The sequence below is a fragment of the Atopobium deltae genome, assembly GCF_001552785.1.
Classification (GTDB): domain Bacteria; phylum Actinomycetota; class Coriobacteriia; order Coriobacteriales; family Atopobiaceae; genus Atopobium; species Atopobium deltae.
The window spans coordinates 213142-240080 of the sequence record NZ_KQ959516.1; the positions used below are offsets into that span (position 1 = coordinate 213142).

The window sequence follows — 26939 nt, forward strand, 5'->3', positions numbered from 1 at the left end:
ATGTATAACGGTGTGTATGGCACACATGACATGGAATCGATTAAGTAAAGATCGTGCTTACTTGGCCTTCTCGACAACCTCAACAACACGCCATCTTTTGGTCTTCGATAAGGGACGTGTTTCCATAACACGGATGGTATCGCCAATACCTGCGATGCCCTGCTCGTCATGGCAGTGAAGCTTCTTGGTCAAAGTCATCATCTTGCCGTATTTAGGATGACGTTTACGGTCCACAATTTCGATTGTCACGGTCTTCTCGCCAGAGATAGACGTAACAACACCAGTGCGGAGCTTACGCGAATTCCTGGATGTTTCTTGAGTCATAGTGTATCTCCTGCGATCTACTTGGACTGTGCTGCGATTTGACGTGCACGCATTTCGGTTTGAACGCGCGCGATGTCACGCTTGACGGTTGTTACACGCGCCGTATTGTCCAGCTGGCTGGTGGCCATCTGGAAGCGGAGGTTAAACAGCTCTGCACGGCCGTCCTCAAGCTTTTGCGCAAGCTGCTCATCCGAGAGCTTGCGAAGTTCAGTCGACTTCATAGTTACTTATCCTCCCCGTCCTGGTCGGCGCTGGTAACAATCTTGGTCTTAATGGGCAGTTTGTGCTGAGCAAGACGCAAGGCCTCGCGAGCAACCTCATCGGAAACACCGGTGATTTCAAACATAATACGACCAGGTTTTACAACGGCTACCCACTCTTCGGGATTACCCTTACCTTTACCCATGCGGGTCTCGGCGGGTTTCTTAGAGATTGGTTTATCTGGGAAGATCGTGATCCAAACCTTACCACCACGACGCATACGACGAGTAATTGCAATACGAGCAGCCTCGATTTGGCGGTTGGTAATCCAGTGTGCCTCCTCGGCACGAATACCATAGGTACCGAAGTTGAGCTTGGTGTGGCCCTTGGCAACACCCTTCATTGAACCACGCTGCACCTTACGGTGAAGCACGCGCTTAGGAGCTAGCATTATTTGCCCCTCCTTTCGCCACGACGGCGAGGACGGCTGGTGCCTTCAAGTGCGGGATTAGGCGCAGGCTGACCAGGGAGTTTCTCGCCCAGGTAAATCCAAACTTTAATACCGCAGGCACCCATGGTGGTGCGAGCTGTGCTGATGCCATAGTCAATACGTGCGCGCAGGGTGTGCAGGGGTACACGACCCTCACGATACCACTCACGACGACCCATCTCGGCACCGCCGAGACGACCGGAGCACTGGATACGAATACCCTTAGCGCCGGCTTTGCGGGCGGATTGAACGGCTTTACGCATGGCACGACGGAATGCGATGCGCTGCTCGAGCTGCTCAGCAATGGACTGAGCTACGAGCCTTGCGTCCAACTCGGGACGCTTGATCTCGATAACGTCAACGGCGACCTGGCCCTTCTCGACACCGCAGAGCTTCTCGAGATCACTGCGAAGGCCGTCGATCTCGGAGCCCTTTTTACCGATGACAATACCAGGGCGAGCGGTAAGGATAATGACCTTTACCTTGTCACCTGCACGCTCGACCTCCACGCGGGAGAGAGCAGCACGACTCAGGCGCTTCTCGAGGAAACGGCGAATCTGCAGGTCATTTCCGAGGTTTTGTGCGTATGTCTTGCTACCAGCAAACCAACGGGAACGCCAGTTTTCGGTAATGCCAAGACGGAAGCCAGTAGGCTGGACTTTCTGACCCATGCTCTTATGCCTCCTTTCGTGGAGCAACGACAATAGTGATGTGACTTGTACGCTTATTAATACGAGATGCAGAACCCTTTGCACGAGGGCGAATACGCTTCAGCGTGGGGCCTTCATCAACGTATGCAGCCTTGATTACCAAGTTATCGCGACGAAGCCCGTGGTTATTCTCGGCGTTTGCAATTGCAGAACGCAGGACCTTCTCGACATCGACAGCAACAGCGCGGTCGGTAAAGGCGAGGGTCTCCAGCGCAGCTTCGACGGTCTTGTTGCGAATGGTGTCAACAACAAGGCGGCTCTTGCGAGGAGCAACGCGAACGTACTTCGCTTGTGCGCGAACCTCACGAGAGGTAGTAGTTTGTGCCATTTAGTGTTACCTCCCCTACTTAACCTTGTGACCGCGGAACGTGCGGGTTGGGGCAAACTCACCCAACTTGTGACCAACCATGGACTCGGTCACGTACACGGGGACATGCTTGCGTCCATCGTGCACCGCAATGGTGTGTCCTACCATCTCGGGAAAGATGGTGGAAGAACGTGACCAGGTTTTAATAACGTCTTTGGTACCAGCCTCGTTTTGTGCAGCAACACGCGCAAGGAGGCGAGTCTCCACAAACGGGCCTTTCTTGAGACTTCTGCTCATTGAATCTTTCTCCTCTTACTCGTGTTTAGACTACTTCGTCTTACGACGGCGGATGATCAGGCGGTTAGAAGCCTTCTTCGGGTCACGCGTCTTAGCACCCTTGGAGGGCTTACCCCAAGGCGATACAGAAGGACGACCAGAAGTGTGGTTCTTGCCTTCACCACCACCGTGTGGGTGGTCAACAGGGTTCATGACCGTACCACGAACGGTAGGACGAATGCCACGCCAACGGTTGCGGCCAGCTTTACCAATGGTGATGTTGGAGTGCTCGGCGTTACCAACCTCACCAATCGTTGCACGGCAGGTGAGAAGAACGCGGCGAAGCTCAGAAGAAGGCATGCGCAAGACGGCATAGCCGTTATCCTTACCCATCAACTGAATGGAGGTGCCTGCAGAACGAGCAATTGCAGCACCCTTACCAGGCAAGAACTCCACTGCGTGTACCAAGGTACCAACAGGGATGTCTGCCAGAGCAAGGCAGTTACCGGGCTTAATGTCCGCGCCAGGACCCGAAACAACGACGTCACCGACGTTGAGGCCCTTAGGAGCCAAGATGTAGGCCTTGGCACCATCGGCATAATGAAGCAATGCGATGCGTGCAGAGCGGTTTGGATCGTACTCGATGGTGGCAACCTTAGCAGGAATGCCATCTTTTTTACGCTTAAAGTCAATGATGCGATACTGACGCTTGTGGCCGCCGCCCTGGTGACGAGTGGTGATGCGACCGTTGTTGTTGCGTCCAGCATGCTTAGACAACGGAGCGAGAAGTGACTTCTCGGGCTTGTTCGTCGTGACCTCGGCGAAATCCGAAATCGTTTGGAAGCGACGACCAGCACTGGTGGGTCTAAGGTGCTTAACTCCCATAAATCTTTCCCTTTCTTTATCCGCTGGCTACCCTGCCTAGGGATGGGGGCTGTGTTTGCGAGCTGCGGTGTGAGCTGCGCGGGTGCGCTTGCGACGCTGCGGCGCTCACCGCTCCATTACACAAGCCTCGAGTAGGGTAACACCGGATTACCACGGTGCCGCGCGTATCTATAGAGGACGCGACACCTCGACGAGCAGGTTTCTTCTCGACCTGCTTCCTACAAACTAAGCCTCAGAGACCTGCTGGTTTCCGAAGATCTCGATGGAATCGCCCTCAGCGAGGGTTACCACGGCTTTCTTCCATGTGCGAGTCTTGCCAGCAACGTAGCGAACGCGCTTCGTTTTGGGCTTGACGGACATGGTGTTTACCTTAATGACGTGCACATTAAAGAGTTTCTCGACAGCGGCAGCAATCTCTTCTTTTGCTGCAGTCTGAGCAACCTCGAAGGTGTATTTGCGCTGACCCATAAGGTCAAACGAACGCTCAGAAACAACTGGACGAATAATGACGTTGTATACAGAATTCATTATGCGAGCACCTCCTCGAAGTACTTAGCAATATCAGCACTCATGAGAAGAGCTTTGTTGTCGATGAGCAGACCTGCAGTTGCCTCGGAAGCACCAATGACGGTGACGCGCTTGAGGTTGCGGAACGACAGGAAGGTGTTAATGTCGTCGTCGGCAACAACCACGGTGATGCGCTTCTCGGCAAGGCCGAGGTTCTTAAGAAGCTCGACAGCCTTCTTGGTGGAAGGTGCGTCAAAGCTCAAAGCCTCAACAACCACGAGCTCAGCATCAGCAAGTTTGCCCGATAAGACCGAGCGCATCGCAAGTTTAACCTCTTTAGCGTTGGTGCGGCGTGCGTGAGAGCGCGGGGTTGGTCCAAAGACAACACCACCGCCAGCCCATTGCGGAGCGCGAATGGTGCCCTGACGAGCGCGACCGGTGCCCTTCTGACGCCAGGGCTTAACGCCGCCACCCGATACCGCAGAGCGGTTCTTGGTAGCGTGGGTACCCTGGCGAAGGCTTGCGGCCTGACATACCACTACTTGGTGTACAACAGCAATGTTTGGCTCAATGCCATACACAGCAGAGGAAAACTCGACCGTATCGGTCGCCTTCCCCTCAGCGTTTTTGATTTCGATTTTAGACATCATGTTCTCCTTGTTAGCCTAAAGACTCGGATGGTGTGTGGCTTTAAGCCATGCGAATGGAGACGATAGCGTTTTTACCACCAGGAACAGCACCTTTTACGAGCATGATGTTCTGCTCGATATCGACCTGAACGAGCTTCAGATTCTTAACGGTGATGCGCTCGTCGCCCATGTGACCTGCCATGTGCAGACCCTTGCGAACGCGAGCGGGGTAAGCGCACTGACCAATAGAACCTGGACGGCGCTGGTTACGAGAACCGTGAGTCATAGGACCACGGGAAAAGTTCCAACGCTTAATGGTTCCCTGGAAGCCCTTACCCTTTGAGGTGCCCGTTACATCAACGGCAGCGACCTCAGAAAAATCTGCAACGGATACTACGTCGCCAGGCTTGAACTCGGAAGCGTCCTCAACGCGAACCTCGCGCAAAAAGCGCATGGGTTCAACGCCAGCCTTGGCAAAATGACCTGCCATTGGCTTGTTGACGTGCTTTGCCTTAAGCTCGCCAAAGCCAATCTGTACGGCATCGTAGCCATCAGTTGCCTTCGTTTTTACCTGCGAAATAACACAGGGGCCAGCCTGAATAACCGTAACAGGCACGACGTTGTCATTCTCGTCGAAGACCTGGGTCATTCCCAGCTTGCGGCCAAGAATCGTGGTGACCATACCACTCCTTACCTTCGGTGGTCTTGAGACCCTAAAAAGCGCACCCTTGCGCCCTTCCTCAGCGGACCACATCTTATAGGTGTATGTCGCGGGCGAATAGACACACTTCTCCCTATGACATAAGCCTATCTATTGTAGACGTATATTTTTAACTTCACAAGGTCTACGCATAAAAAATTACTAGCATCTAGCTGCACCAACATAATACACCGTCTCGGGCGTATCCATTGGGTTTTCGCATGAGCTTGATGCGCAGTGTGACACTCGGTGTGACGCTGCGGCGTGACACGCGATTATGCAACTTGTTTATGCATGCTACGTTTATGCGCGAGGGCCGCCCCCCCCTACAGCGTAGGACCGACGGCTCTCAACAAAAGATGTTTTACCTGTATTACGTCTATGCCTTATTACGACGATGCAATCTCGCCATAACAACGCCTGCAGCCGAGAAGATCGCGACAAGTGGCATCATTGCCTGAGATACATCACCCGTTTTGGGCAGCTTAGCTGTGGGCGCCGCTGGAGCTGCTGGCTTGGGTGTTGGCTTGCCTGCGGGAGCTTCAGGCTTAGGTGCTGGCTTGCCTGGCGTTGGCTGCGGGTTTGGTGCTGGTGGTGTCGGCGGCGTTGGCTGCGACTTGGGCGCATAAATGGCATACAGCGTCACGTCTTTTGTTATGGTCATACCTGTTGCCAGTGCATCAGAGCTGCCATCTGGTGTGGTGGACCAATATAAAAACTTGCCCTTCTCGGCAGGGGGCGTAAGCCCAGCAGCAATCTGAGCTTGTGGATTTTTACCTGTGGGGTGAGCGGTCTTATCGACAATACCATCGGCCTTGACCACACCGTGCCTGTCAACGTATATGTAATCAAGCGTACCTGAAGCGAGCGTGCCGCCGTTAGGATCAAAGGTCAACTTATGGGCCATGTGGAACTCATAGTTTGTATCTTGCTGCAACGATTCTGTCTCTGTAATGCGGGGATTAACATTAGTCATCTGCATTAAGCCAGCAGCATCGGTGTCGTAAGTGGCAATCTTTTTTTGACGCGTCGCGGCGCCGTCAAGACGATAAACATTCCAATGGCTCTTCTCGGGAAGAATAAAGCTTGTGTGGAAGTCTTTTGCCTGCGTAAAGTCGCGAGTCACGCTGCTGTTGTTCGGTCCAGACTGCGTGTCTTTGTAGGTGTTCATCTTGAGGGTTTCGAGCGCGGCGGGATACGCCTGTTCATTGCCAGCAGCGTCAGAAACCTTAAGAGTATTGAGCTCAACCATGCCTTTGTGATAGCAGTGGCCGAGCTTAGTGACATCAAGTTCTGTGAGGGACAGCAGACGACCAAAAGCTCTCGAGGCACCCGTACTAAACGAAGAGGTTTTGGCTTCGGGTGAAAGCGTCCATGCAGAAGTATCCAGCTCAGGAAGATTGAGGCACCAGTAAAACATCATCTGTATATTTTTATTGCGCTGCATGTTCCAGGCAGAAACATCGAGCTTGGTAAGCGCTTGACAGTTATAAAACATCAAGGCGCTATCGGTTACCCTGTCTGTCTTCCATCCGCTTACATTGCCCTCTTCCAAATCGGACAGGCGCTTATAGGCTTAGGCTTAGACAAAAGTGGCTTGCACACGATAGACTCCTTGTATTGAATTAAGCTGCGTATGAAATCTTGCAATCCTAGAACTATTCTATGATAAACCAAATCTGAATAATATAAAACAAGTAAAACGGCAGATGGAGCAGCGACAGTGAACAACAGTGTGTGGAACAGCGGTGGACAACGCGGGCAGCGGCGACTAGCAATAGCGAATCAGCAAATAGCAGCGGGTAACGGCAGACGAAAAGCAAAAAGCCCGCAGCTTTACGCATACGGGCTTTTATAGACAACAATGTTGCGGCGCTGCGACGTGCGCGCAGCTTTTATCGTTTTTTGCTTGTGTTAAGCGTTACAGCTTGATTTGAATGTCAACACCAGCAGGCAAATCAAGGCGCATCAGCGAGTCGACGGTTGAAGACGTTGGCTCCAAGATGTCGATAAGACGCTTATGGGTGCGCATCTCGAATTGCTCACGGCTATCCTTGTCCTTGTGCGGAGAACGGATAACGGTGTACAGGTTACGCTCGGTAGGCAGAGGAATGGGGCCCGAAACGCGCGCACCAGTTTTTTGTGCGGTATCAACGATAAGCTTCGAGGACTGATCGACAACCTCATGATCGTAGCCCTTGAGGCGAATCCTAATCTTTTGACTTGACACTTTAAGTACCTCCATCATTGAGCAACAAGCTCATAAGGGTTTGTCTCTTAGGCGTTACCGCCGGCTTTACTTATGATTTCCTCGGCAACAGCCTTGGGGACAGCCTCATAGGAACCGAACTGCATGGTGTAGCTCGCGCGACCTTGAGTTTGGGAACGAAGATCGGTTGCATAACCAAACATCTCGCCCAGGGGAACCTTAGCGCGGATAACCTTGGTATCCTTGCGGTCCTCCATGCCCTCAATCTTACCGCGGCGACTGGACAGGTTGCCCATAACGTCACCCATGTACTGCTCGGGCGTCTCGACAACAACGTCCTCGATGGGCTCCAACAATACAGGATCGGACTTCTTCAAAGCGTCCTTAATTGCCATGGAACCAGCAATCTTAAAGGCAGCCTCGGAGGAGTCGACCTCGTGGTACGAACCATCGACCAAGGTAACCTTGATGTCCACAACAGGATAGCCAGCAACAACACCAGAGTCCAAAGCCTCTTGAATGCCCTTATCGATAGATGGAATGTATTCCTTAGGAATAACACCACCCACGATAGCGTTGACAAACTCGTAACCAGCACCTGGCTCGTTGGGCTCCATGTCGATAATGGCATGACCATACTGACCACGACCACCGGACTGGCGAACAAACTTACCCTCTGCGTGCTGTACGGCATGACCCGCGGTCTCGCGGTATGCAACCTGCGGCTTACCAACGTTGCAGTCGACCTTAAACTCGCGGCGCAGACGATCAACGATGATCTCGAGGTGAAGCTCACCCATACCAGCAATAATGGTTTGGCCAGTCTCGTGATCAGTGTGCACCTGGAAGGTTGGGTCCTCTTCGGCGAGCTTGGCCAAGCCAACGCTCATCTTGTCCTGCTCAGCCTTGGTCTTAGGCTCAACAGCGACGTCAATAACAGGATCCGAGAACTCGATGGACTCGAGTACGATCTTGTGCTGCTCGTCGCACAGGGTGTCACCCGTGGTGGTGTTCTTCAAACCAACGGCGGCGACAATGTCACCAGCGGAGCACTCGTCACGGTCGACACGGTCGTTTGCGTTCATCTCGAGGATGCGGCCCAAACGCTCGCGGTGATCCTTCACAGAGTTGTACACGTAGCTACCAGCCTCGGCCTGACCAGAGTACACGCGGAAGTAGGTCAGCTTACCAACGAAGGGGTCGGTCATAACCTTAAAGGCCAATGCCGAGAAGGGCTCCTTGGTGTTTGCTTTACGCGTCAGCGTGTCGCCCGTCTTGGGGTCAACACCCTCGACGTCAGGAATGTCCAAAGGACTGGGGAGGTAGTCGATAACGGCGTCGAGCAGCTCCTGCACGCCCTTGTTCTTGTATGCAGAACCAACGCACACAGGGTTTAAGTCATTGGCCAAAACACCAGCGCGAATAGCACTCTTGAGTTTCTCGACAGGAATTTGTTGCTCTTCCAGGATCATCTCCATGAGCTCATCGTCATAGTTTGCGGCAACCTCGAGCAGCTCCTCGCGCTTCTCGTTAGCCACATCGACAAACTCATCGGGAATGGCATCCATGCGCTCGGGGAAAATCATGCCCTTGGCGTCCTCTTTGAAGTCCCATGCTTCCATGGTAACCAAGTCGATAAGACCCCAGAACTGATCCTCAGCACCCATCGGTACCTGAATGGCCACAGCGTTTGCGCCAAGGCGATCCTTCATGGTCTCGATAGCGTGGTTGAAGTCGGCACCAATACGGTCGTACTTATTGATAAAAGCGATACGAGGTACGTTGTAGTTAGAAGCCTGACGCCAAACGGTCTCGGACTGTGGCTGTACACCTGCTACCGCGTCAAACACGGCAACAGCACCATCGAGGACGCGCAGACAGCGCTCGACCTCGGCGGTAAAGTCTACGTGACCTGGGGTGTCGATGATCTGGATGACGTGATCTTTCCAGAAGCAGGTAGTAGCAGCAGACGTAATGGTTACGCCGCGCTCCTGCTCCTGCACCATCCAGTCCATGGTAGCTGCACCGTCGTGGACCTCACCAATCTTGTGGGTCTTGCCGGTGTAGTACAAAATACGCTCGGTCGTAGTCGTCTTACCAGCATCGATGTGAGCCATGATGCCAATATTACGAAGATCTTCGAGTTTATATTTAACCTTTGCCATAAATTATTCCAGACCTTCCCACTTAGAAGCGATAATGGGAGAAGGCACGGTTGGCCTCTGCCATCTTGAATACATCTTCACGCTTCTTAATGGAAGCACCAACACCGTTGGAAGCATCAATAATTTCGTTAGCAAGGCGATCAATCATCGTCTTTTCTTTACGCGTGCGAGAAAAACCAACGATCCAGCGAATCGCAAGCGTGGTTGCACGACGAGCGTTGACTTCCATAGGAACCTGATAGGTTGCACCACCAACACGCTTCGGCTTAACCTCAAGCGTGGGACGTACGTTATCCATGGCTTTTTTGAAGACGGCAAGGGCATCCTCACCAGTCTTGGAGGCAACAAGGTCAAAGGCGCTGTAGACAATGCGCTCTGCGACGGACTTCTTGCCATCGAGTAAAATTTTGTTAATAAGCTGGGTTACGAGCCTGTTGTTATAAACGGCATCAGGCTGAACCTCACGGCGAACTGCTGCTGCACGACGCGGCATTATCTTCTCCTTAAGGACAGTAAGAACAACGAATATTTCTTGAATTAACCGCGCTTAGCACCGTAGCGGGAACGACCCTGTTTACGGTTTTGAACGGCTGCACAGTCAAAAGCACCACGAACGATCTTATAACGAACACCAGGCAGGTCGCGAACACGACCGCCACGGATAAGAACGATAGAGTGCTCCTGCAGGTTGTGTCCTTCTCCAGGAATGTAGGCAGTTACCTCGATGCCGTTGACCAAACGCACACGAGCAACCTTACGAAGAGCCGAGTTTGGCTTTTTGGGGGTGGTGGTAAACACGCGAGTGCAGACACCACGCTTTTGGGGGTTGTGCTGGAGAGCGGCGTTTTTGGACTTGGCCTTGACGCTCACGCGACCCTGGCGAACGAGCTGGTTAATTGTAGGCAAAGTTTTCTCCTTCTTACCTATTTGCTAACAACTATGCTAAGCAACTATACTAACCTCAAATGCGAACCTCAAACGACGATGCAGCACCATCGCCAAAATTGGCGCAATCAGGTACAATACAACGCTTTAACTCGAGCGTCAACACACCACGCATCCGGGCGTATCCACGATTCACAGCCTGAACATAACTCGCGCCTCATAGCAGTGCATAGCGGGAAGCACTTTATTCTGCAGCTGCTCGGCCAAGTTTTTGCCAACTTCAGTTGCCTTTGCGTCGCGGATATATGAGAAGCGGTAGGTTTTCTGAGGATACGCACGCTCGTAACCCTGCGAACCTACGTATTTCTTACCTGAATTGTTGGTTGCTGGTTGTATGCCGAATACTTTACGGTGACGGAGAAAGCCGTCTTCCGTCCGTCCAAAATAGGTATCGCCATTTGCGGTGAGTTGAGAGCCCACATAGATGCCACTACAGGCAAGGACGTTGATGGGCAGTGCCATCAGCAACGAAGCAGCAAGCATCGATCCTGGTGCGAAGTTGCGTAACCAAGGAATTTTTCTCATACGAATCATCCTCCTTTTTCACATCAAAAATGGAGAAATTCTCATACCGATACTCACTAGCCACGCATGCAAAACCCCAAACCCAAGTCAACACTTGAGTTTGGGGTCTGACGTTTTCTTTAGGCTCGCGATTAGATGCGGATGCAACGTTGAGCGCGCAGGCACGGATACACGCAGGCGCTTACGACAGAACGAGCGCGCCTAAGGGCTTACTCTTCGTCGTCATTCTCGTCAGTGAGAGCGGCGTCATCCTCCTGACAAGCCACCTTATGAAGCAGGTCGTCAAGCGAGTCGATGTCCTCGTTAATGACATCGGAAGTATCATCGGTACTCGACTCCAAAGGAGCGCCGATGAGCTCATCGGTAAAGTGATGCGTTGCGGGAGCGGCGGCACCCAACATAATGTCGTCATCATCGGGGCTGAAGACCATATTTAAAAGCTGCGCCAAGTCGTCGTCGGTGGCGACATCGTCGTCGGGCTCAAGGATAAAGAGCAAGTCTCGTGTCTCAAGACCATCACGAAGCTCCTCAATCGCCTTTGCACCAATACCGTCGATGCGCAGCAGATCGTCCTCGGTCTTGCCAATGAGGTCACCGACCGTCTCGATACCAACCTCGCTAAACTTGTTGGTCCAGCGCTGTGATACGCCTAGATCATCAAACAGATACAGCTTGGCCTCATCGCTGGTAAGCGTATGACCATTCTTGGTGTACACACCATTGCTCGCGTAGTCGTCGCCCACCCAGTCGAGTTGCTGCGGCAGCTGCTCCTCGATTTCCTTGAGCATATCGGGCGCCCACTCAGGCAGGGTCTTTTCGGAAGAAGCTTTACCAATGGGCTCACCGTGATAGGTCAACTCAACATCGTTGTAGGCATACAGGCCCGTACCAGCAGGAATCTTCTTACCCACGATGACGTTGCTCTTCAGGTCGAGCAGGTTGTCCACCTCTCCCCTAATGGCACCATCAGTCAAAACACCCGCGGTACGAATGAACGATGCACTCGAAAGCCACGAATCAATGGAGCTCGCGACGCGCAGCGTACCCAAAATGGCAGGCGTTGCCTCGGGGGGCGTTTTGCCCGCAAGCTGCAGGGCGCTAACCGTGTCAGCAAACTCGTAACGGTCAACGTACTGATTAAGCAGGTAACGAGAAGACCCAGGGTTGGTGATCTGGACACGGCGAAGCATCTGACGAGCAATAACCTCGATGTGCTTATCGTCCAAATCGACGCCTTGGCTGGTGTAGACATCCTTAACCGACTCAACAAAGGTATGCATTGTCGACTCGATGTCGGTCAGTGCACGCAGACGGCGGAAGTTGACGAAGCCCTTGGTGATTTGGTCACCAGCACGAACAACGCTGCCATCCTCGATGCCAGGCATAAAACGTACCGACACAGGGACTTTCTTCTCGACAATAACGCGTGTTTCGTCCTCGGGATCCACGATCTGCAAGACGTAGTCAGTCGTCTCGGGGATGATCTTGAGCACGCCAGAATTCTCGGCCAGGTCGGCCTCGCGACCCAAGATCTTCTCATTAACGTTGCCAACGACGTCAAACATGCGAGCAACCGTAGGAAGACCCTGCGTAATGTCGTCGGCGCCGGCAACACCACCAGAGTGAATCGTACGCATCGTTAACTGCGTACCAGGCTCACCAATGGATTGCGCGGCGATAATACCGACGGCGGTACCGATGTTAACGGGACGACGGGTGGACAAGTCCCAACCGTAGCATTTTTGGCAAACACCATACTTTGACTTACAGGTGAGAAGAGCGCGGAGCTCGACCTTCTTCAGGCCAGCGTCAACGAGCGCCTGAATGTCGTCAGTAGACTCGATGTATTCGTCCTGTTTAAGGACGACATTGCCCTTATCGTCAATGATGTCGTTGAGCGTGCAGCGGCCAACGAGGTTGGTGTTGAGCGTGGTGGTACCAGGCTTAATGAGGTGATAGGTCACGCCCTCGTCAGTGCCACAGTCCTGCTCACGCACGATAACATCCTGCGCCACGTCGACCAAACGACGGGTCAAGTAACCAGAGTCGGAGGTGTGGGAAGCCGTGTCGACCAGACCCTTACGAGCGCCATAGGTCGAAATGAAGTACTCCAGCGGTTCCAAGCCCTCGCGGAAGTTTGCCTTAATGGGCAGGTCGATGGTGTCACCACTCATATCGGCCATCAAACCACGCATACCAGCGAGCTGGCGAAGCTGTGTCTTCGAACCACGGGCGCCCGAGTCAGCCATCATGTAAATAGGGTTATCCTCGGTAAAGCCAGCAAGCATCTTGCTACCCAGCTCCTCGGTGCACGATGTCCATGCCTGAACAACCTCGGCGTGACGCTCGCGCTCCGAAAGCAAACCGTCCTCGTAGTTCTCGTTAATCTCGTTAACGGCAGCCTGTGCCTCCTCGAGCATTTGCTCCTTCTCGTCAGGAATGACAGCATCCCAAACCGAGACGGTCAAGCCCGCGCGCGTAGCAAAGTGGAAGCCAGCGTACTTGATGCTGTCGAGAATTTCCTCAACTTGCGTCAAGTCATAGCGATCGCAGCAGTTGTTAACCAGCTTGCTCATGTCGCTTTTTACCATCTTATAGTTGATGAAGGGGTAATCGGCGGGCAGGCACTGGCGGTTAAAGATGATGCGACCAACGGTGGTCTCGAAGCGGACGGGGCCTTCCGTGACGTCGTAGTCAACGAGCTCGTTGCGACCGTTGTAGACGCGGAAGTACTTTTTGTCGTCCTTCTCCAAGTTTACATCGTCGGAGCTAACACGCACGACAACCTTGGCCTGAATGTCCAAGCCACAGCGCGAATCGTAGGCGCTCAAAATGTCGTCAAAGCTACTAAAGATGCGGCCGTGACCAGCGACATTGTCCTTGCCAGTCGTCAGGAAGTACACGCCAAAGACCATATCCTGAGAAGGCACCGTGAGTACCTTACCCGAAGCCGGGCTTCTAACGTTGTTCGACGAGAGCATCAGGACGCGAGCCTCGGTTTGAGCCTGCGTCGATAGAGGAACGTGAACCGACATTTGGTCACCGTCGAAGTCTGCGTTAAAGGGCGCGCAGACCAGCGGATGCAAGTGGATTGCTTTACCCTCGACCAGAACGGGCTCGAAGGCCTGAATGGACAGACGGTGCAAGGTCGGAGCACGGTTAAGCAGCACCAGGCGGTCCTGAATAACCTCATCCAGCACGTCCCAGACGGCGGGAATCGCACGATCAATGGCGCGCTTCGCGCCCTTGATATTCTCGACCTTATTCAATTCAACCAAGCGACGCATAACGAAGGGCTTAAAGAGCTCGAGCGCCATGGTCTTAGGCAAGCCGCATTCGTGCAGCTTAAGCTGGGGGTCAACAACAATAACCGAACGACCCGAGTAGTCAACACGCTTACCGAGCAAGTTCTGACGGAAGCGACCCTGCTTACCCTTGAGCGCCTCGGCAAGAGACTTCAAGGGACGGCCACCACGGCCAGTGACGGGGCGTCCACGACGGCCATTGTCGAACAGCGCGTCGACGGCTTCCTGCAGCATGCGCTTTTCGTTATTGACGATAATAGCGGGCGCGTCCAAATCCAACAGACGCTTGAGGCGGTTGTTGCGATTGATGACGCGGCGGTACAGATCATTGAGGTCGGATGCCGCAAAACGGCCACCGTCTAGTTGCACCATGGGGCGCAGGTCGGGCGGAATCACGGGGATGACATCCAGAATCATGTCCGCGGGATTGTTTTTGCCCTCAAGGAAGGCGTCAACAATCTCGAGGCGCTTGACGGCCTTCTCGCGCTTGGCCTTTTGGCCCTCTTCATCAGCAATGATGGCGCGCAGCTCTTCGGAATCCTTCTCGAGATCCACGCTGCGGAGCAGCTCACGTACAGCCTCGGCGCCCATGCCACCCTTAAAGTAGATAGAATAGTAACGCTTCATCTCGCGGAATAAGGATTCGTCGGAGATAAGATCGCGCTTCTTGAGCTGCATAAAGCGCTCGTAAGCGTCGCGGCGCAGGGCCTTCTCTTCCTCGTACTCTTCCTCGATGTCGACCACTTCGGCGCGCACTTCGTCTTCCGATAAGGGCTCAAGCTCGTCGAAATTATCGCCAGAGCCTTCGCCCTGCTGACGGACGCGTGCGATTTGCTCGTCTCGCTCGGCATCGAGCTCTTCGATGTCGGCGGCAAGCTCTTCGCGCAGCTCGTCCTTGTCGGCCTCGCGCGCTTCGTAGTCCACGTCGGTGATGACATAGCTTGCGAAGTAGAGGATCTTCTCGAGATCCTTGCCCTTAATATCCAAAAGACGGGCCAGCGGGAAGCTGTTGGGCGACTTGAAGTACCAGATGTGGCTCACGGGAGCGGCCAGCTCAATGTGGCCCATGCGATCGCGGCGCACCTTGGCGCTGGTTACCTCAACGCCACAGCGCTCGCAGACAATGCCCTTAAAGCGGATGCCCTTGTACTTGCCGCAGGAGCATTCCCAGTCCTTGACCGGTCCAAAGATCTTCTCGCAGAACAAGCCATCTTTTTCGGGCTTGAGCGTACGATAGTTAATCGTTTCGGGCTTTTTTACTTCACCATGAGACCAACTGCGGATTTGATCAGCAGAAGCAAGCGAGATCTTAATGGCATCAAAGTCGGTAGTATCGAAATCTGCCACGTTGATTACTCCTTATCGTTGTCGCCATTGCCAACAAAGGCTTCGACGTCTGTGGTCTGGGACTCGTCGCCAATAAGATCGGCTGCAAGATCATCTACAGCGGATGCGGTGGCAACACGGGGGTCGGATGCGTTTGCGCTCATTGCAGACGCGCCAATCAAGTCACTTGCGTCGTTTGCGCTGGTAGTTGCGGGAGCGCCAATCATGTCGTCTACGACGGTAACTGCAGCATCAGCGGTCTTCTCGGCAGCGGCGACGGGCGTAGCGGCTGCAGCGCTCGTTGGCGCGGGCGTGGCGGACGAATGACGGCGGCGCCTGTAGGTAATAGGCTCGACCGAAAGTGCCAGGGAGCGCATTTCCTTTACCAAAACCTTGAAGGACTCGGGTGTGCCAGCCGAAGGAACGTTTTCGTCCTTCACAATGGCCTCGTAGGTCTTGACACGACCAACGGTATCGTCGGACTTGACAGTCAAGATCTCCTGCAACACGTTGGAAGCACCGTAGGCGTACAGTGCCCACACTTCCATCTCTCCGAAACGCTGTCCACCAAATTGCGCCTTGCCGCCCAAAGGCTGCTGGGTAACCAAGCTGTAGGGGCCAGTCGAACGCGCGTGGATCTTATCGTCAACCATGTGACCGAGCTTCAAGATGTAGCTGGTACCCACGGTGATCTGATCGCGGAAAGGCTCACCCGTGCGGCCATCGTACAGCGTGGTCTTACCCACGCTCGAAAGCTGTGGAATGAAGTCCTTGTTCATGTGCGAGCCGTACTCTTGTTTGGCCTTGTTAATCATGTTGATGTTGGTGCGGCGCAATACCTCAGCGACCTCGGTGTCGTTGGCGCCGTCAAAGACGGGCGTCGAGACATACATAGGTCCTGGTACATGGGTGTCGGAATGGTCGGATGTGGTATCCCAACCATGGCTTGCGGCCCATCCAAGGTGGCACTCAAGCAGCTGGCCTACGTTCATACGAGAAGGTACGCCCAGCGGGTCAAGCAGTACGTCAATGGGGGTGCCATCAACCATGTACGGCATGTCCTCAACAGGCAAAACGTTGCAGACAACACCCTTGTTACCGTGGCGACCAGAGATCTTATCGCCCTGCTGAATCTTACGACGCTGTGCAACGAAGACGCGCACGAGCTCGTTGACCCCTGGTGGCAGGTCGTCGCCCGCCTCGCGGCTAAAGCGAATAACCTCGACAACGCGGCCGTATGCACCGTGGGGCATCTTGAGCGAGGTGTCACGAACGTCATGAGCCTTCGCACCAAAGATAGCACGCAGCAGGCGCTCTTCTGCGGTGAGGGCCGTTTCGCCCTTGGGGGTTACCTTTCCAACCAAAATATCACCAGGGCCGACCTCGGCGCCGACGCGAATAATGCCGTCCTCATCGAGGTTTGCGATCATATCCTCCGAAATGTTGGGGATCTCGCGAGTGATTTCCTCGGGGCCGAGCTTGGTATCGCGCGCATCAATCTCGTGACGAGAAATGTTGATGGAGGTGAGCAGGTCATCCTGGACAACACGCTCCGAAACGACAATACCGTCCTCGTAGTTGAAGCCTTCCCATGGCATGTAGGCCACGAGCAGGTTTTTACCAAGCGCGAGCTCGCCCTTATCGATAGAGGTACCGTCTGCTAAAGGCTGACCAGCAACAACGTCATCGCCCACCTGTACGACGGGGCGGTGGTTGATGCAGGTCGATTGGTTGGAACGCTCAAACTTGGGGAACTCGTAGGTGAGCTCGCCCGATGCGCCCTTTACCACAGCGTGCAGTGCGTCAACCTCAATAACACGACCGTCTTCGGAAGCGCAGATCATCTCGCCAGAATCCAAGGCGGCACGAGCTTCCATGCCCGTACCAACCAAAGGAGCGGCGGTCTTGATCAGAGGTACGGCCTGACGCTGCATATTTGCACCCATCAGAGTACGCTTTGCGTCGTCGTGCTCCAAAAATGGAATCAGCGTCGCAGCTACACTCAAGAGCTGTCGAGGCGACACGTCGATAAAGTCGATGTCCTCGACGGGCACCTGCGCAGGAGCACCAAAGGAACCGTCGAAGTCGCGCGTACGTGCAACCACGCGGGCGGGACGTACGAGCTTGCCCGTGGCGGGATCAAGCTCGACAAAGGCATGCGTTTTGGGGTCAGTAGGCGTGTTAGCAGGAGCAATGTTGTGCTGCTCTTCCTCATCTGCCGTCATCCAGACAATCTCATCGGTGACCACGCCGTCCTTAACACGACGGTAAGGCGCCTCGATAAAGCCGTACTCATTGACGTGGGCATACAGTGCCAACGAGCCGATAAGACCAATGTTGGGGCCTTCGGGGGTCTCGATCGGGCACATACGTGCATAGTGCGAGTTGTGAACGTCGCGCACCGCAGTAGGAACATTGGTGCGGCGACTCGAACCAGACTTATGGCCCGCAAGACCACCAGGTCCCAAGGCGGACAAACGACGCTTGTTGGTAAGTCCCGCAAGCGGGTTGGACTGGTCCATGAACTGCGAAAGCTGAGAAGAGCCATAGAACTCTTTGATCGCTGCCACAATGGGACGAATGTTGATCAGAGATTGTGGAGTAATGTCATCGGCATCCTGCGAAGCCATACGCTCGCGTATAACGCGCTCCATGCGGCTCATACCAATGCGGAACTGGTTTTGTACCAGCTCACCCACGGTGCGCACGCGACGGTTACCAAAGTGGTCAATGTCGTCAACACGCTTGGTCGTATCGCCAGCATGCAGTGCAAGCAAGTGCTGCAACGAGACAACGATGTCCTCTTTGGTAAGCGTGGTGACCTCGGGATCACACGAAAGGCCGAGCTTCTTGTTGATCTTGTAACGTCCAACGCGCGCCAAATCATAGCGGTTGGGGTTAAAGAACAAGCCATCCAGCAACGAACGAGCCGAATCAGCCGTGACGGGCTCGCCGGGACGCTGGCGACGATAAATCTCTTCAAGAGCACCCTGACGCGTTTGTACCGCGTCGCGCTCGATGGTCGAACGCACGACGTCAGAATCGCCTAACAAGTTAATGATGTCGTCATCAGACTCAGCGATGCCTAGTGCGCGAAGCAACAAGGTTGCCGACTGACGACGTTTACGATCGATAGAAACAACGAGCTGACCGCGCTTATCGATCTCGAACTCAAGCCACGCACCACGCGCAGGAATAAACTGCGAGCGATGAATGACAATGCCTGCGTCGGTCTCCTCGGAAAAATAGACGCCTGGAGAACGAACAAGCTGAGAAACGACAACGCGCTCAGAACCATTAATAATAAATGTGCCGCGCTCGGTCATCAGGGGGAAGTCACCCATGAAGACGAGCTGCTCTTTGATTTCACCCGTTTCTTTGTTAACAAAACGAACTTCTACCAGCATAGGCGCTTGGTAAGAAATGTCTTTTGCACGGCATTCCGCAATGCTGTGTGCAGGGTCTCCAAACTGATGCTCGCCAAACGAAACCTCCATGGTTCCAGCGGCGTTCTCGATAGGAGAAGCCTCTGCGAAAGCCTCGTCTAAGCCGTTGGTCATGAAACGCTTAAACGATTCCTTCTGAACTTCTATGAGGTTGGGTGGCTCGACGTTCGAGGTGATCTTACTGAAGCTCACGCGCGTACGTGCATTTGCGGAGGTTGTAGTGGAAATCTTTGTGGTAGGCACCAGGTGTTTCCTCCTTCGGAACGACATAATGCGACAAATATCGCAATCTAATAATTTACCGAAGGAAGGCGGCCGGGTCAATGTAAATACTTGACTTAGCTGACTTTTTGGAGTATAAATTTTGAATTTGCCATTTACCTGCACAAACAAAAAAGTCGGAATATGTAGGATACGTGCAGGATTTTTAATTGTAGCGCAACGGTGCGCGGATGCCAAAGAAAAATTTTCTTAACGCCGGGCGAGAAGCCCGCGCATTTGCAACCCCACGCAAAAGGACTTCTGGCGCAACCAGAAGTCCTTTACATGATGCGTTGTGTACGAGCGTGAGCTTAGCTGCTTTATCTAAACGGCGGCTGCAACTCTTGGGCAGCAGCACGCAGCCCTAAGCCGTGGCTCACAAGTCGCAGCCCTAAGCCGCGACTCGCAATCTTAAGCAGTTACTACTTAAGGGTGACAGCAGCGCCAGCAGCCTCGAGCTTCTCTTTGGCAGCATTGGCATCGTCGGTCTTAGCACCCTCGAGAACAGCCTTAGGAGCGCTCTCGACGAGCTCCTTAGCCTCCTTAAGGCCAAGGGAGGTGAGCTCACGAACAACCTTAATAACAGCGATCTTGTTCTCGCCGAAGCCCTCAAGAACAACGTCAAAGTTGGTCTTCTCTTCTGCAGGCTCAGCAGCGGCAGGAGCAGCAGCTACAGCAACAGGAGCAGCAGCGGATACGCCGAATACGTCCTCGAGCTCGTGTACGAGGTCAGCAAGCTCCAAAGCGGGCATCTCCTTAAGAGCTTCAATAATTTCGTCTTTTGTGACAGCCATGTCAATTCTCCTTTGTGAGGGACAACCTTTGTGTTTTGTTGTCCTAGCTAACATACGAATGTTCAAACACTACAAACAGGTGAAACATGCCGTGTGATGCAATCCGTTTTTCATCTGCGCCCAAACAGCAGGCACATCGCGATTGCTTATGCAGCATCTTTCTTGTCTTGCAAGGCCGAAAGCGCGGTAAGAAGTCCCTGTGCAGGACCATTGAGAACGCGTACCGTCTGCGTAAGAGGATTGGAAATGCAACCCACGAACTTGGCGATAAGTTCCTCGCGAGAAGGAAGATCGGCAATAGCGACTGCCTGCTCGGCGCTTACAGCTCTACCATCGGCAATACCACCAAGGAACTCAAGTTTCTTGAACTTTTTGCTCATGTCTTTGATGACCTTGGCTGCATCAACCGGATCGTTCTCGTAAAAGACATAGGCGCAGGTACCGACGAGTGCATCGTCAAGCGTGGGCAAACCTGCCTTTTCGAGAGCAATTTTTACGATGTTGTTCTTGTAGACCTTCATCTCGGCATGGGACTCACGCAAAGAGCGGCGCAGCTCTTGTGCCTCCTTTACGGAAAGACCACGGTAGTCGATGACAAAAAGGCCTTCTGCTTTATCGAGAGAAGCGGAAACTTTCTCGAGCATATCGAACTTAGATTGTGCTGGCATAATACACCTCCTTTATGCATGTCCTTATGCACGCCCCACCTGCACGGTGGGTCTTGCTCATGCAAAAACCCTGCCAAGCAATGCCAGACAGGGTCCTAAAGATGCGAACTTCTTAAGACCACCTCGGCGGGCGGGATCTCTCCCCTTAGGCCCCAATCGGGCACCAGCTGTCTCTGGCAGTGGACGTGCTCAACGTCTTTGTTACGTGTTCTACCATAGCTATGTACGCACTTGTATGCAAGCACTGCACGCAAAATAGCCTGGCGAGCATAAAAAATACAACAGACGCCGGTGCACTTCTCGGCAGTGCCGACAACGGTGTCGCAGAGAAGCGCATCAGCGCACAGGTAACAAACTTAGTCTTCCATCAAGGCGCGAACCTTGGTGCCATCAACCTTAACACCAGGCCCCATGGTGGAAGAAACAACAACCGACTTCACGTAACGGCCCTTAGCGGTTGCGGGCTTTACGCGCAAAATCTCGGTGATAAGTGCCTGGTAGTTCTCGACCAAAGCAGCAATATCAAAGGAAACCTTGCCCAGAGGTACGTGACAAATACCGTAGCGGTCAGCACGATACTCAACACGACCAGCCTTCAGCTCGCCGACCATCTTGGCGACGTCCATAGTGACGGTACCAAGCTTGGGGTTAGGCATAAGACCACGGGGTCCGAGCAGCTTACCAATGCGACCAACCTTAGCCATCAGGTTAGGAGTTGCAATGGCAGCGTCAAAGTTGAAGTTACCAGCCTGAATGGATGCAACCAAGTCATCGGCACCAACAATGTCAGCGCCTGCGGCCTCGGCCTCGCGGGCCTTCTCGCCCTCGGCAAAAACAGCAACGCGAACCGTCTTACCAGTGCCGTTGGGCAGCGAAATGGAGCCACGAACGTTCTGGTCGGCCTTACGCGTGTCAACGCCCAAACGAATCGAAACGTCGATCGTCTCGTCAAACTTGGCGCCTGCAAGCTCCTTGACAAGCTCAAGGGCAGCCTTGGGGCTATAGAGCTCAGAGCTTACCTTGGCAACAGCGTTGCGATAATTCTTTCCGTGCTTTGGCATAGTTCCTCCTTTGTGGTGCATGCGGGTATGCGAACCCTCCCACATCGTTATACTACTCGGCGATGGTAACGCCCATAGAACGCGCTGTACCAGCAACGATCTTCATAGCTGCCTCAACATCGTTGGCGTTGAGGTCTGGCATCTTGATCTCAGCGATCTTCTTGAGTTGGTCCTGCGTAAGCTGACCGACCTTATCGCGCTGAGGAACGCTCGAACCGCTCTTGAGGCCAAGCTCCTTTAAGATAAGCTTTGCCGCGGGAGGGGTCTTGCAAATAAAGGTGAAGCTGCGGTCTTCGTAAACCGAAATCTCGACAGGAATGATGTCGCCAGCTTGCTCTTTGGTCTGTGCGTTGAAGGCCTGGCAGAACTGCATAATGTTAACTTGTGCAGCACCGAGGGCAGGGCCTACTGGAGGTGCAGGATTTGCTTGTCCTGCAGGGATCTGAAGCTTAATAAGCTTTACAACTTGCTTCTCAGCCATACGTAATCTCCTGTGTTTTGCTTACATGTGTTTCAAATACATGTGTTTATGTTATCGAACACTCTTGCTCCAGAAGCATTCCTCACCGAACGAAACAAGAGGTTGTTGATATGTTTGTCAGTCGCGGGTGTGCGGGCACGCGCCGCAAGGCAGCAGCAAATGCTAGTTAATCGCTGCGATTTGCTCGATGTTGAGCTCGACGGGCGTTTCTCGACCAAAGATAGCCAGCATAACTTTGACCTTACCAGCTGCGAGCATAATCTCGGAGATGGTGCCATCAAAGTCGGCCAAAGGACCAGAAACAACGCGAATAGCCTGACCAACTTCCAAATTAGTAGAGGCTGGACGAGGCACGTCTGCGCTCTTCGACGAGCGGCGCATAATCTTGTTGAACTCGTCACGCGTCAAGGGCGTCGGCTTACCATCAATACCAACAAATCCAGTTACGCCAGGGGTGTTACGTACAACAGCCCATGAGTTATCGTCAATCTCCATGCGCACCAAGACATAGCCAGGAAATACTTTTGCTTCCTTCGTCTCGCGCTTACCGCCCTCTTTGAGCTCGGTAACCTCTTCAGTCGGAATCTGAATGTCAACAACAACATTCTCCAAGCCAAACGTCTCGATACGATGCTCGAGGTCAACTTTCACCTTGTTCTCGTAACCTGAATAGGTATGAACGACATACCAACGCTTAGCCATGCTATGCCCCTAACTCTGCATATGCCGAAAGCACTGCAACAACACCAAGGTCAACGGCCCAAAGCACGATACCAAAAATCACGAGCATGGCAAGAACACCAAGGCTGTAATTCTTCAACTCACCCTTTGTAGGCCAGGTAACTCTGCGCATCTCCATACGGACATCGCCAAACCAGCTCATGCTCTTGCCGAGAAAACTAGGCTTCTTGGCAGCCTTTGCTTGTTTAGCTACGCGCTTGGTGGCAGCCTGCGGCTGTGCAGCCGCGGCAGTCTTTGTTTGGGACGTGGGGGTAGCATCAACCTGAGCAATCTCGCGCTCGGCACGCTCTTGCGCGCGAGCCTTGCGGGCACTCCTCTTATTGCGCTCCTTGTTCGCCATGAACTTCATCCCTTCGGGTGCACATCTTTGCAGATATACCCCATCTCAATAAATCCGGCCCGCCCGTAGGGGCCGGGCCGGTGTATTTGCTGGCACGCCGGGAAGGACTTGAACCCTCAACAGTCGGTTTTGGAGACCGATGCTCTACCAATTGAACTACCGGCGTATGAGAAAAACCTAGCGGGTTTCCTTATGAGGCGTATGTTTGTGACACCATGGACAATACTTCTTCAACTCCATACGCTCGGGGTTGTTAGCTTTATTCTTGTTCGTGGTGTAATTCCTACGCTTACAGTCAGTGCAAGCTAGGGTGACCATAGTACGCATGAAACCTCCCAGTTACCCAAATAACTGAGAGCGCCTCTCAGTTATACGCGGTGGAATACGTTACCATCACGAGTTTGATCTTGTCAAGCTATCCTAACAAAACAAGGACATCTTCAACAAAACTATCAAAACCTTCTGTTGAGAAGACCGTGCGCTCTCGGCGCGAACGTCGCGCTATCGCGCGACCGCGGCGTGTACACATCGCTTGATCTTCTCGTTAGATGCTTCGTGCGGCAAATGTATGCCAATATGTACAGAAACAAAACCCGACGCCCTCAAAGAAGACGCCGGGTTCAGAACAATCAATCGAGTAGATTACTCAACAATGGTAGCTACACGGCCATCGCCAACGGTGTGTCCACCTTCACGAATAGCGAAGCGCAGACCCTCCTCCATAGCGATTGGGTAGATGAGCTCTGCGTTGATGGTGACGTGGTCACCAGGCATTGCCATCTCTACGCCATCGGGCAGGCTGATGTTACCAGTAACATCAGTGGTGCGGAAGTAGAACTGAGGACGGTAACCATCGAAGAATGGGGTGTGACGTCCACCCTCTTCTTTGGTCAGAACATAGATCTCAGCGGTAAACTTCTTGTGAGGGGTTACCGAACCAGGCTTGCAGAGAACCTGACCACGCTCGATGTCCTCGCGCTTAACACCACGCAGAAGGATACCGACGTTGTCGCCAGCCTCGCAGAAGTCCATGGTCTTACGGAACATCTCGATACCCGTAGCAACGGAGCTCTGGGTGTCACGGATACCAATGATCTCGACGGGGTCGTTCAGCTTGAGCTCACCGCGCTCAACACGACCGGTCGCAACGGTACCACGACCAGAAATGGTCATAACATCCTCGATAGCCATCAGGAAGGGCTTCTCGTTGTCACGAGCGGGCGTTGGAATGTAGGAATCAACCTGGTGCATAAGCTCTACAACAGAGTCAACCCACTTCTGCTCGCCCTCGAGGGCGCCAAGTGCGGAACCGCGAACGATGGGCAGGTCGTCGCCGGGGAAATCGTACTCGGAGAGAAGGTCACGAGTCTCCATCTCTACGAGGTCAATGAGCTCCTCGTCGTCAACCATGTCGCACTTGTTGAGGTAAACGATAATGTAAGGAACGCCTACCTGACGGGCAAGAAGGATGTGCTCACGAGTCTGGGCCATAGGACCATCTGTAGCAGCAATTACGAGAATTGCACCATCCATCTGTGCAGCGCCGGAAATCATGTTCTTAACGTAGTCAGCGTGACCAGGGCAGTCTACGTGTGCGTAGTGACGCTCCCAGGTCTCGTACTCTACGTGAGAAACAGAAATGGTAATACCACGCTGACGCTCTTCAGGAGCCTTATCGATGTTCTCGAAGGCAGTAAAGTTAGCCTTGCAGCCCTCGGTTTCGGAAAGGACCTTGGTGATTGCAGCAGTAAGAGTGGTCTTACCGTGGTCAACGTGACCAATGGTACCAATGTTTACATGTGGCTTGGAACGATCGAACTTCTCCTTGGCCATTGCCATCCTCCTCTTGGAACTAGCTCTTATTGGCTATCCCACAATAACTTGCGTATATATTCCAAACGGCCCATGGGGGCCGTAAGAATTCTGGTACCGGCGACTGGATTCGAACCAGTGACATCACGGGTATGAGCCGTGTGCTCTAACCAGCTGAGCTACGCCGGCATGGGCGTGTGCTCGAAAAAATGGAGCCCGCGACCGGATTTGAACCGGTGACCTCTTCGTTACCAACGAAGTGCTCTACCGACTGAGCTACACGGGCATGGTGGGGATACTTGGACTCGAACCAAGGAACCCAGAGGGAGCGGATTTACAGTCCGCCGCAGTTGCCGCTGTGCCATATCCCCATGCGTTTTTCAAGCGACTTGCAAACATGCGCCAAACACACGCGCTTGCAAGCGTGCAAATGTTACGACCTAAATCATAGCTTGTCAATGCAAACCACGCACCCGGGCGTAACTTTGTCACGTTTCCTGCACATTTTGAGCTCAGGCGTTCTTCTCTGTCGATAAAAACGAGGCCTTGAGCAGTTCTATTACTCGTCGGCGAGCTCCTGTTCTCGGAGCGCCTCGGGTATGCCCAAAGGCCTCGGGCTTATCATGGAGCTGGTGATAGGGATCGAACCTACAACAACTGGTTTACAAAACCAGGGCTCTACCATTGAGCTACACCAGCACAATCAAACGCACCCATCGTGCAACCGTAATCATACAATATTTTTGCAAGGGGCGCGAGAAGAACGTCAGAAAAAATCATGACGTTCTCTCTTTTTTCGTAGCACGATGCACATCATCAAAGCGCCTGTACGGAATCCCCACTGTGTTGAGTTGAGATTCCATAATTGGATCAGGCTTGCCGTAAATAAGTATTTTGGACGGACGCACTTTCATTACTTTTTCGAGATAGCTCATGTCATGTGGTCTTTTAAGATTTGAGCAGCCAAGTGTTCCTGAAGCGCACATTACGCCAGGAGGTATGGACTCAAAACAAAAGAGCGTTTCTTGCAAGCCACAACGTAAGTTTGGAATAACTTTTATGCCTTTGACTGCAAGTACGCCCATAAATAACTGATTAAGGAGCATAATTTCGAATTGCCACTCTGGATCCATATCCTGCGTTACTGTTACGTCCGTGGCAACAACACCCATAAATCTTTGGTACTCGGGAATTTCTTTAAAAACTTTGTCAAGTCTCGGATAGATTCTTTCATCTGGACAGTAAAAACAGATCACTGTTTTGCTTGGATCTGCAACGAGGGTAGAATTTCTGTTCTGGAAAGGAACTACAGCTTCTGGCCACGTGTCGAGAAAACACTCTGGGTGAAGAACTGGAAAGCTCTGTTCATCAAGTGGGATGCCTTCGCTTTCTAAATACTTTGAGTACTCCTCCACTACCTTCATTACATCAGTAAGTCGAGAAAACATATTTGGTTATCCTCCCCCCAAGGCGGCATCAACATAACTTTTGATTCTGGTAATTTTGAGGACAGCGCTTCGATTACCTGCAGCAGCCTGTGCAAAAAGAAGTCTCGATGGATACGAGAGCGCGACCTTGGGTGGCAATCATTCACAATAGCCACCGAATTGCAGCCTTTTAGTTTTTCGATGATGGTCTCAAATGCTTGGTGAGTATTCACGTTCAGAAGTTCCGTCAGCGTAATGCGACGCTTCTTCTCGACAAGATCAAATAAAGACGGTTGCTCTGTTATAGCAAGATAATCTGGATCGTATGCATCCAGCTCATAGACAGCTGACGCTTCTGGCTTTCGATCCCAAAACAAACCCAACAATTTATACGATTTTTTCAT

Annotated in this window: 28 protein-coding genes and 5 tRNA genes; all 33 read right to left on the reverse strand. The window is 53.0% G+C overall.

Features of this window, described 5'->3' with window-relative positions; genetic code table 11:
• Positions 1 to 57: 57 nt before the first annotated feature.
• Positions 58 to 324, reverse strand: coding sequence for a 30S ribosomal protein S17 (rpsQ, locus tag HMPREF3192_RS06165; RefSeq protein ID WP_066306495.1), 267 nt, complete (start codon positions 322 to 324; stop codon positions 58 to 60).
• A gap of 17 nt (positions 325 to 341) precedes the next feature.
• Positions 342 to 545: a 50S ribosomal protein L29 gene (rpmC, locus tag HMPREF3192_RS06170; protein WP_066306501.1), complete on the reverse strand. Its 204-nt coding sequence runs from the start codon at positions 543 to 545 to the stop codon at positions 342 to 344.
• 2 nt (positions 546 to 547) lie between these two features.
• Entirely contained in the window at positions 548 to 976 is a 429-nt protein-coding gene (gene rplP, locus HMPREF3192_RS06175; RefSeq protein WP_066306503.1) for a 50S ribosomal protein L16, read from the reverse strand.
• Positions 976 to 1686 carry a 30S ribosomal protein S3 gene (rpsC, locus tag HMPREF3192_RS06180; protein WP_066306505.1) on the reverse strand — a complete coding sequence of 237 codons (711 nt, stop codon included), beginning with the start codon at positions 1684 to 1686 and terminating at the stop codon, positions 976 to 978. Before rpsC ends, rplP begins: the two co-directional genes overlap by 1 nt.
• Before the next feature lie 4 nt (positions 1687 to 1690).
• On the reverse strand, positions 1691 to 2053 hold the full coding sequence (gene rplV, locus HMPREF3192_RS06185) for a 50S ribosomal protein L22 (RefSeq protein ID WP_066306509.1): 363 nt from the start codon (positions 2051 to 2053) through the stop codon (positions 1691 to 1693).
• A 15-nt stretch (positions 2054 to 2068) separates the two neighbouring features.
• On the reverse strand, positions 2069 to 2329 hold the full coding sequence (rpsS, locus tag HMPREF3192_RS06190; RefSeq protein WP_066306516.1) for a 30S ribosomal protein S19: 261 nt from the start codon (positions 2327 to 2329) through the stop codon (positions 2069 to 2071).
• A 30-nt stretch (positions 2330 to 2359) separates the two neighbouring features.
• Entirely contained in the window at positions 2360 to 3193 is an 834-nt protein-coding gene (rplB, locus tag HMPREF3192_RS06195) for a 50S ribosomal protein L2 (RefSeq protein WP_066306518.1), read from the reverse strand.
• A 225-nt stretch (positions 3194 to 3418) separates the two neighbouring features.
• The gene (rplW, locus tag HMPREF3192_RS06200) at positions 3419 to 3721 is read right to left on the reverse strand and encodes a 50S ribosomal protein L23 (protein ID WP_066306521.1); all 303 of its coding nucleotides are present in this window, start codon (positions 3719 to 3721) and stop codon (positions 3419 to 3421) included.
• Positions 3721 to 4347 (reverse strand): 50S ribosomal protein L4, encoded by a 627-nt coding sequence (gene rplD / locus HMPREF3192_RS06205; RefSeq protein WP_066306524.1) that lies wholly within the window; start codon positions 4345 to 4347, stop codon positions 3721 to 3723. Before rplD ends, rplW begins: the two co-directional genes overlap by 1 nt.
• A 43-nt stretch (positions 4348 to 4390) precedes the next feature.
• The gene (gene rplC / locus HMPREF3192_RS06210) at positions 4391 to 5011 is read right to left on the reverse strand and encodes a 50S ribosomal protein L3 (RefSeq protein WP_066306526.1); all 621 of its coding nucleotides are present in this window, start codon (positions 5009 to 5011) and stop codon (positions 4391 to 4393) included.
• A gap of 397 nt (positions 5012 to 5408) precedes the next feature.
• Complete coding sequence (locus tag HMPREF3192_RS07055) at positions 5409 to 6584, reverse strand: BspA family leucine-rich repeat surface protein (RefSeq protein ID WP_082715691.1); 1176 nt, start codon at positions 6582 to 6584, stop codon at positions 5409 to 5411.
• Between the two features lie 366 nt (positions 6585 to 6950).
• Positions 6951 to 7259, reverse strand: a complete 309-nt coding sequence (rpsJ, locus tag HMPREF3192_RS06220) for a 30S ribosomal protein S10 (RefSeq protein WP_002563157.1) — start codon at positions 7257 to 7259, stop codon at positions 6951 to 6953.
• A gap of 47 nt (positions 7260 to 7306) precedes the next feature.
• Positions 7307 to 9403 carry an elongation factor G gene (gene fusA, locus HMPREF3192_RS06225; RefSeq protein WP_066306530.1) on the reverse strand — a complete coding sequence of 699 codons (2097 nt, stop codon included), beginning with the start codon at positions 9401 to 9403 and terminating at the stop codon, positions 7307 to 7309.
• Between the two features lie 22 nt (positions 9404 to 9425).
• Positions 9426 to 9896: a 30S ribosomal protein S7 gene (gene rpsG, locus HMPREF3192_RS06230; RefSeq protein WP_066306533.1), complete on the reverse strand. Its 471-nt coding sequence runs from the start codon at positions 9894 to 9896 to the stop codon at positions 9426 to 9428.
• A gap of 44 nt (positions 9897 to 9940) precedes the next feature.
• Positions 9941 to 10309, reverse strand: a complete 369-nt coding sequence (gene rpsL / locus HMPREF3192_RS06235) for a 30S ribosomal protein S12 (protein ID WP_028263493.1) — start codon at positions 10307 to 10309, stop codon at positions 9941 to 9943.
• Between the two features lie 171 nt (positions 10310 to 10480).
• Complete coding sequence (locus HMPREF3192_RS06240; RefSeq protein WP_066306536.1) at positions 10481 to 10873, reverse strand: hypothetical protein; 393 nt, start codon at positions 10871 to 10873, stop codon at positions 10481 to 10483.
• A 209-nt stretch (positions 10874 to 11082) separates the two neighbouring features.
• Complete coding sequence (locus HMPREF3192_RS06245; protein WP_066306538.1) at positions 11083 to 15525, reverse strand: DNA-directed RNA polymerase subunit beta'; 4443 nt, start codon at positions 15523 to 15525, stop codon at positions 11083 to 11085.
• A gap of 5 nt (positions 15526 to 15530) precedes the next feature.
• Positions 15531 to 19193: a DNA-directed RNA polymerase subunit beta gene (rpoB, locus tag HMPREF3192_RS06250; RefSeq protein ID WP_066306540.1), complete on the reverse strand. Its 3663-nt coding sequence runs from the start codon at positions 19191 to 19193 to the stop codon at positions 15531 to 15533.
• Between the two features lie 440 nt (positions 19194 to 19633).
• The gene (gene rplL, locus HMPREF3192_RS06255; protein ID WP_066306542.1) at positions 19634 to 20005 is read right to left on the reverse strand and encodes a 50S ribosomal protein L7/L12; all 372 of its coding nucleotides are present in this window, start codon (positions 20003 to 20005) and stop codon (positions 19634 to 19636) included.
• 146 nt (positions 20006 to 20151) lie between these two features.
• The gene (gene rplJ / locus HMPREF3192_RS06260; protein WP_066306543.1) at positions 20152 to 20673 is read right to left on the reverse strand and encodes a 50S ribosomal protein L10; all 522 of its coding nucleotides are present in this window, start codon (positions 20671 to 20673) and stop codon (positions 20152 to 20154) included.
• 356 nt (positions 20674 to 21029) lie between these two features.
• Complete coding sequence (gene rplA / locus HMPREF3192_RS06265; RefSeq protein ID WP_066306545.1) at positions 21030 to 21734, reverse strand: 50S ribosomal protein L1; 705 nt, start codon at positions 21732 to 21734, stop codon at positions 21030 to 21032.
• A 52-nt stretch (positions 21735 to 21786) separates the two neighbouring features.
• Positions 21787 to 22215: a 50S ribosomal protein L11 gene (rplK, locus tag HMPREF3192_RS06270; protein WP_066306546.1), complete on the reverse strand. Its 429-nt coding sequence runs from the start codon at positions 22213 to 22215 to the stop codon at positions 21787 to 21789.
• Positions 22216 to 22377: 162 nt separating this feature from the next.
• The gene (gene nusG / locus HMPREF3192_RS06275) at positions 22378 to 22917 is read right to left on the reverse strand and encodes a transcription termination/antitermination protein NusG (RefSeq protein ID WP_066306550.1); all 540 of its coding nucleotides are present in this window, start codon (positions 22915 to 22917) and stop codon (positions 22378 to 22380) included.
• Between the two features lies 1 nt (position 22918).
• Entirely contained in the window at positions 22919 to 23296 is a 378-nt protein-coding gene (gene secE, locus HMPREF3192_RS06280) for a preprotein translocase subunit SecE (RefSeq protein WP_066306555.1), read from the reverse strand.
• A 90-nt stretch (positions 23297 to 23386) separates the two neighbouring features.
• Positions 23387 to 23462 (reverse strand) — tRNA-Trp (locus HMPREF3192_RS06285).
• A gap of 11 nt (positions 23463 to 23473) precedes the next feature.
• The gene (rpmG, locus tag HMPREF3192_RS06670; RefSeq protein ID WP_082715692.1) at positions 23474 to 23623 is read right to left on the reverse strand and encodes a 50S ribosomal protein L33; all 150 of its coding nucleotides are present in this window, start codon (positions 23621 to 23623) and stop codon (positions 23474 to 23476) included.
• A 315-nt stretch (positions 23624 to 23938) separates the two neighbouring features.
• Positions 23939 to 25129 carry an elongation factor Tu gene (gene tuf / locus HMPREF3192_RS06290; RefSeq protein WP_066306558.1) on the reverse strand — a complete coding sequence of 397 codons (1191 nt, stop codon included), beginning with the start codon at positions 25127 to 25129 and terminating at the stop codon, positions 23939 to 23941.
• Between the two features lie 91 nt (positions 25130 to 25220).
• Positions 25221 to 25297: transfer RNA gene (locus tag HMPREF3192_RS06295), tRNA-Met, on the reverse strand.
• Positions 25298 to 25318: 21 nt separating this feature from the next.
• A tRNA-Thr gene (locus HMPREF3192_RS06300) sits at positions 25319 to 25394 on the reverse strand.
• A gap of 1 nt (position 25395) precedes the next feature.
• A tRNA-Tyr gene (locus HMPREF3192_RS06305) sits at positions 25396 to 25479 on the reverse strand.
• 253 nt (positions 25480 to 25732) lie between these two features.
• Positions 25733 to 25807 (reverse strand) — tRNA-Thr (locus HMPREF3192_RS06310).
• Positions 25808 to 25884: 77 nt separating this feature from the next.
• A complete protein-coding gene (locus HMPREF3192_RS06315) occupies positions 25885 to 26556 on the reverse strand; it encodes a DUF4417 domain-containing protein (protein WP_082715693.1) in 672 nt (223 codons plus the stop codon).
• On the reverse strand, positions 26532 to 26939 hold the full coding sequence (locus tag HMPREF3192_RS06320; protein WP_066306563.1) for a hypothetical protein: 408 nt from the start codon (positions 26937 to 26939) through the stop codon (positions 26532 to 26534). The genes HMPREF3192_RS06315 and HMPREF3192_RS06320 overlap by 25 nt, the downstream gene beginning before the upstream one ends.

What these genes read in the sequence shown, in the direction of transcription:
- rpsQ (WP_066306495.1), bottom strand. Translation starts at nt 324, where the DNA reads ATGACTCAAGAAACATCCAGGAATTCGCGTAAGCTCCGCACTGGTGTT.
- rpmC (WP_066306501.1), bottom strand. Translation starts at nt 545, where the DNA reads ATGAAGTCGACTGAACTTCGCAAGCTCTCGGATGAGCAGCTTGCGCAA.
- rplP (WP_066306503.1), bottom strand. Translation starts at nt 976, where the DNA reads ATGCTAGCTCCTAAGCGCGTGCTTCACCGTAAGGTGCAGCGTGGTTCA.
- rpsC (WP_066306505.1), bottom strand. Translation starts at nt 1,686, where the DNA reads ATGGGTCAGAAAGTCCAGCCTACTGGCTTCCGTCTTGGCATTACCGAA.
- rplV (WP_066306509.1), bottom strand. Translation starts at nt 2,053, where the DNA reads ATGGCACAAACTACTACCTCTCGTGAGGTTCGCGCACAAGCGAAGTAC.
- rpsS (WP_066306516.1), bottom strand. Translation starts at nt 2,329, where the DNA reads ATGAGCAGAAGTCTCAAGAAAGGCCCGTTTGTGGAGACTCGCCTCCTT.
- rplB (WP_066306518.1), bottom strand. Translation starts at nt 3,193, where the DNA reads ATGGGAGTTAAGCACCTTAGACCCACCAGTGCTGGTCGTCGCTTCCAA.
- rplW (WP_066306521.1), bottom strand. Translation starts at nt 3,721, where the DNA reads ATGAATTCTGTATACAACGTCATTATTCGTCCAGTTGTTTCTGAGCGT.
- rplD (WP_066306524.1), bottom strand. Translation starts at nt 4,347, where the DNA reads ATGTCTAAAATCGAAATCAAAAACGCTGAGGGGAAGGCGACCGATACG.
- rplC (WP_066306526.1), bottom strand. Translation starts at nt 5,011, where the DNA reads ATGGTCACCACGATTCTTGGCCGCAAGCTGGGAATGACCCAGGTCTTC.
- fusA (WP_066306530.1), bottom strand. Translation starts at nt 9,403, where the DNA reads ATGGCAAAGGTTAAATATAAACTCGAAGATCTTCGTAATATTGGCATC.
- rpsG (WP_066306533.1), bottom strand. Translation starts at nt 9,896, where the DNA reads ATGCCGCGTCGTGCAGCAGCAGTTCGCCGTGAGGTTCAGCCTGATGCC.
- HMPREF3192_RS06240 (WP_066306536.1), bottom strand. Translation starts at nt 10,873, where the DNA reads ATGAGAAAAATTCCTTGGTTACGCAACTTCGCACCAGGATCGATGCTT.
- rplL (WP_066306542.1), bottom strand. Translation starts at nt 20,005, where the DNA reads ATGGCTGTCACAAAAGACGAAATTATTGAAGCTCTTAAGGAGATGCCC.
- rplJ (WP_066306543.1), bottom strand. Translation starts at nt 20,673, where the DNA reads ATGCCAGCACAATCTAAGTTCGATATGCTCGAGAAAGTTTCCGCTTCT.
- rplA (WP_066306545.1), bottom strand. Translation starts at nt 21,734, where the DNA reads ATGCCAAAGCACGGAAAGAATTATCGCAACGCTGTTGCCAAGGTAAGC.
- rplK (WP_066306546.1), bottom strand. Translation starts at nt 22,215, where the DNA reads ATGGCTGAGAAGCAAGTTGTAAAGCTTATTAAGCTTCAGATCCCTGCA.
- nusG (WP_066306550.1), bottom strand. Translation starts at nt 22,917, where the DNA reads ATGGCTAAGCGTTGGTATGTCGTTCATACCTATTCAGGTTACGAGAAC.
- secE (WP_066306555.1), bottom strand. Translation starts at nt 23,296, where the DNA reads ATGGCGAACAAGGAGCGCAATAAGAGGAGTGCCCGCAAGGCTCGCGCG.
- rpmG (WP_082715692.1), bottom strand. Translation starts at nt 23,623, where the DNA reads ATGCGTACTATGGTCACCCTAGCTTGCACTGACTGTAAGCGTAGGAAT.
- tuf (WP_066306558.1), bottom strand. Translation starts at nt 25,129, where the DNA reads ATGGCCAAGGAGAAGTTCGATCGTTCCAAGCCACATGTAAACATTGGT.
- HMPREF3192_RS06315 (WP_082715693.1), bottom strand. Translation starts at nt 26,556, where the DNA reads ATGTTTTCTCGACTTACTGATGTAATGAAGGTAGTGGAGGAGTACTCA.
- HMPREF3192_RS06320 (WP_066306563.1), bottom strand. Translation starts at nt 26,939, where the DNA reads ATGAAAAAATCGTATAAATTGTTGGGTTTGTTTTGGGATCGAAAGCCA.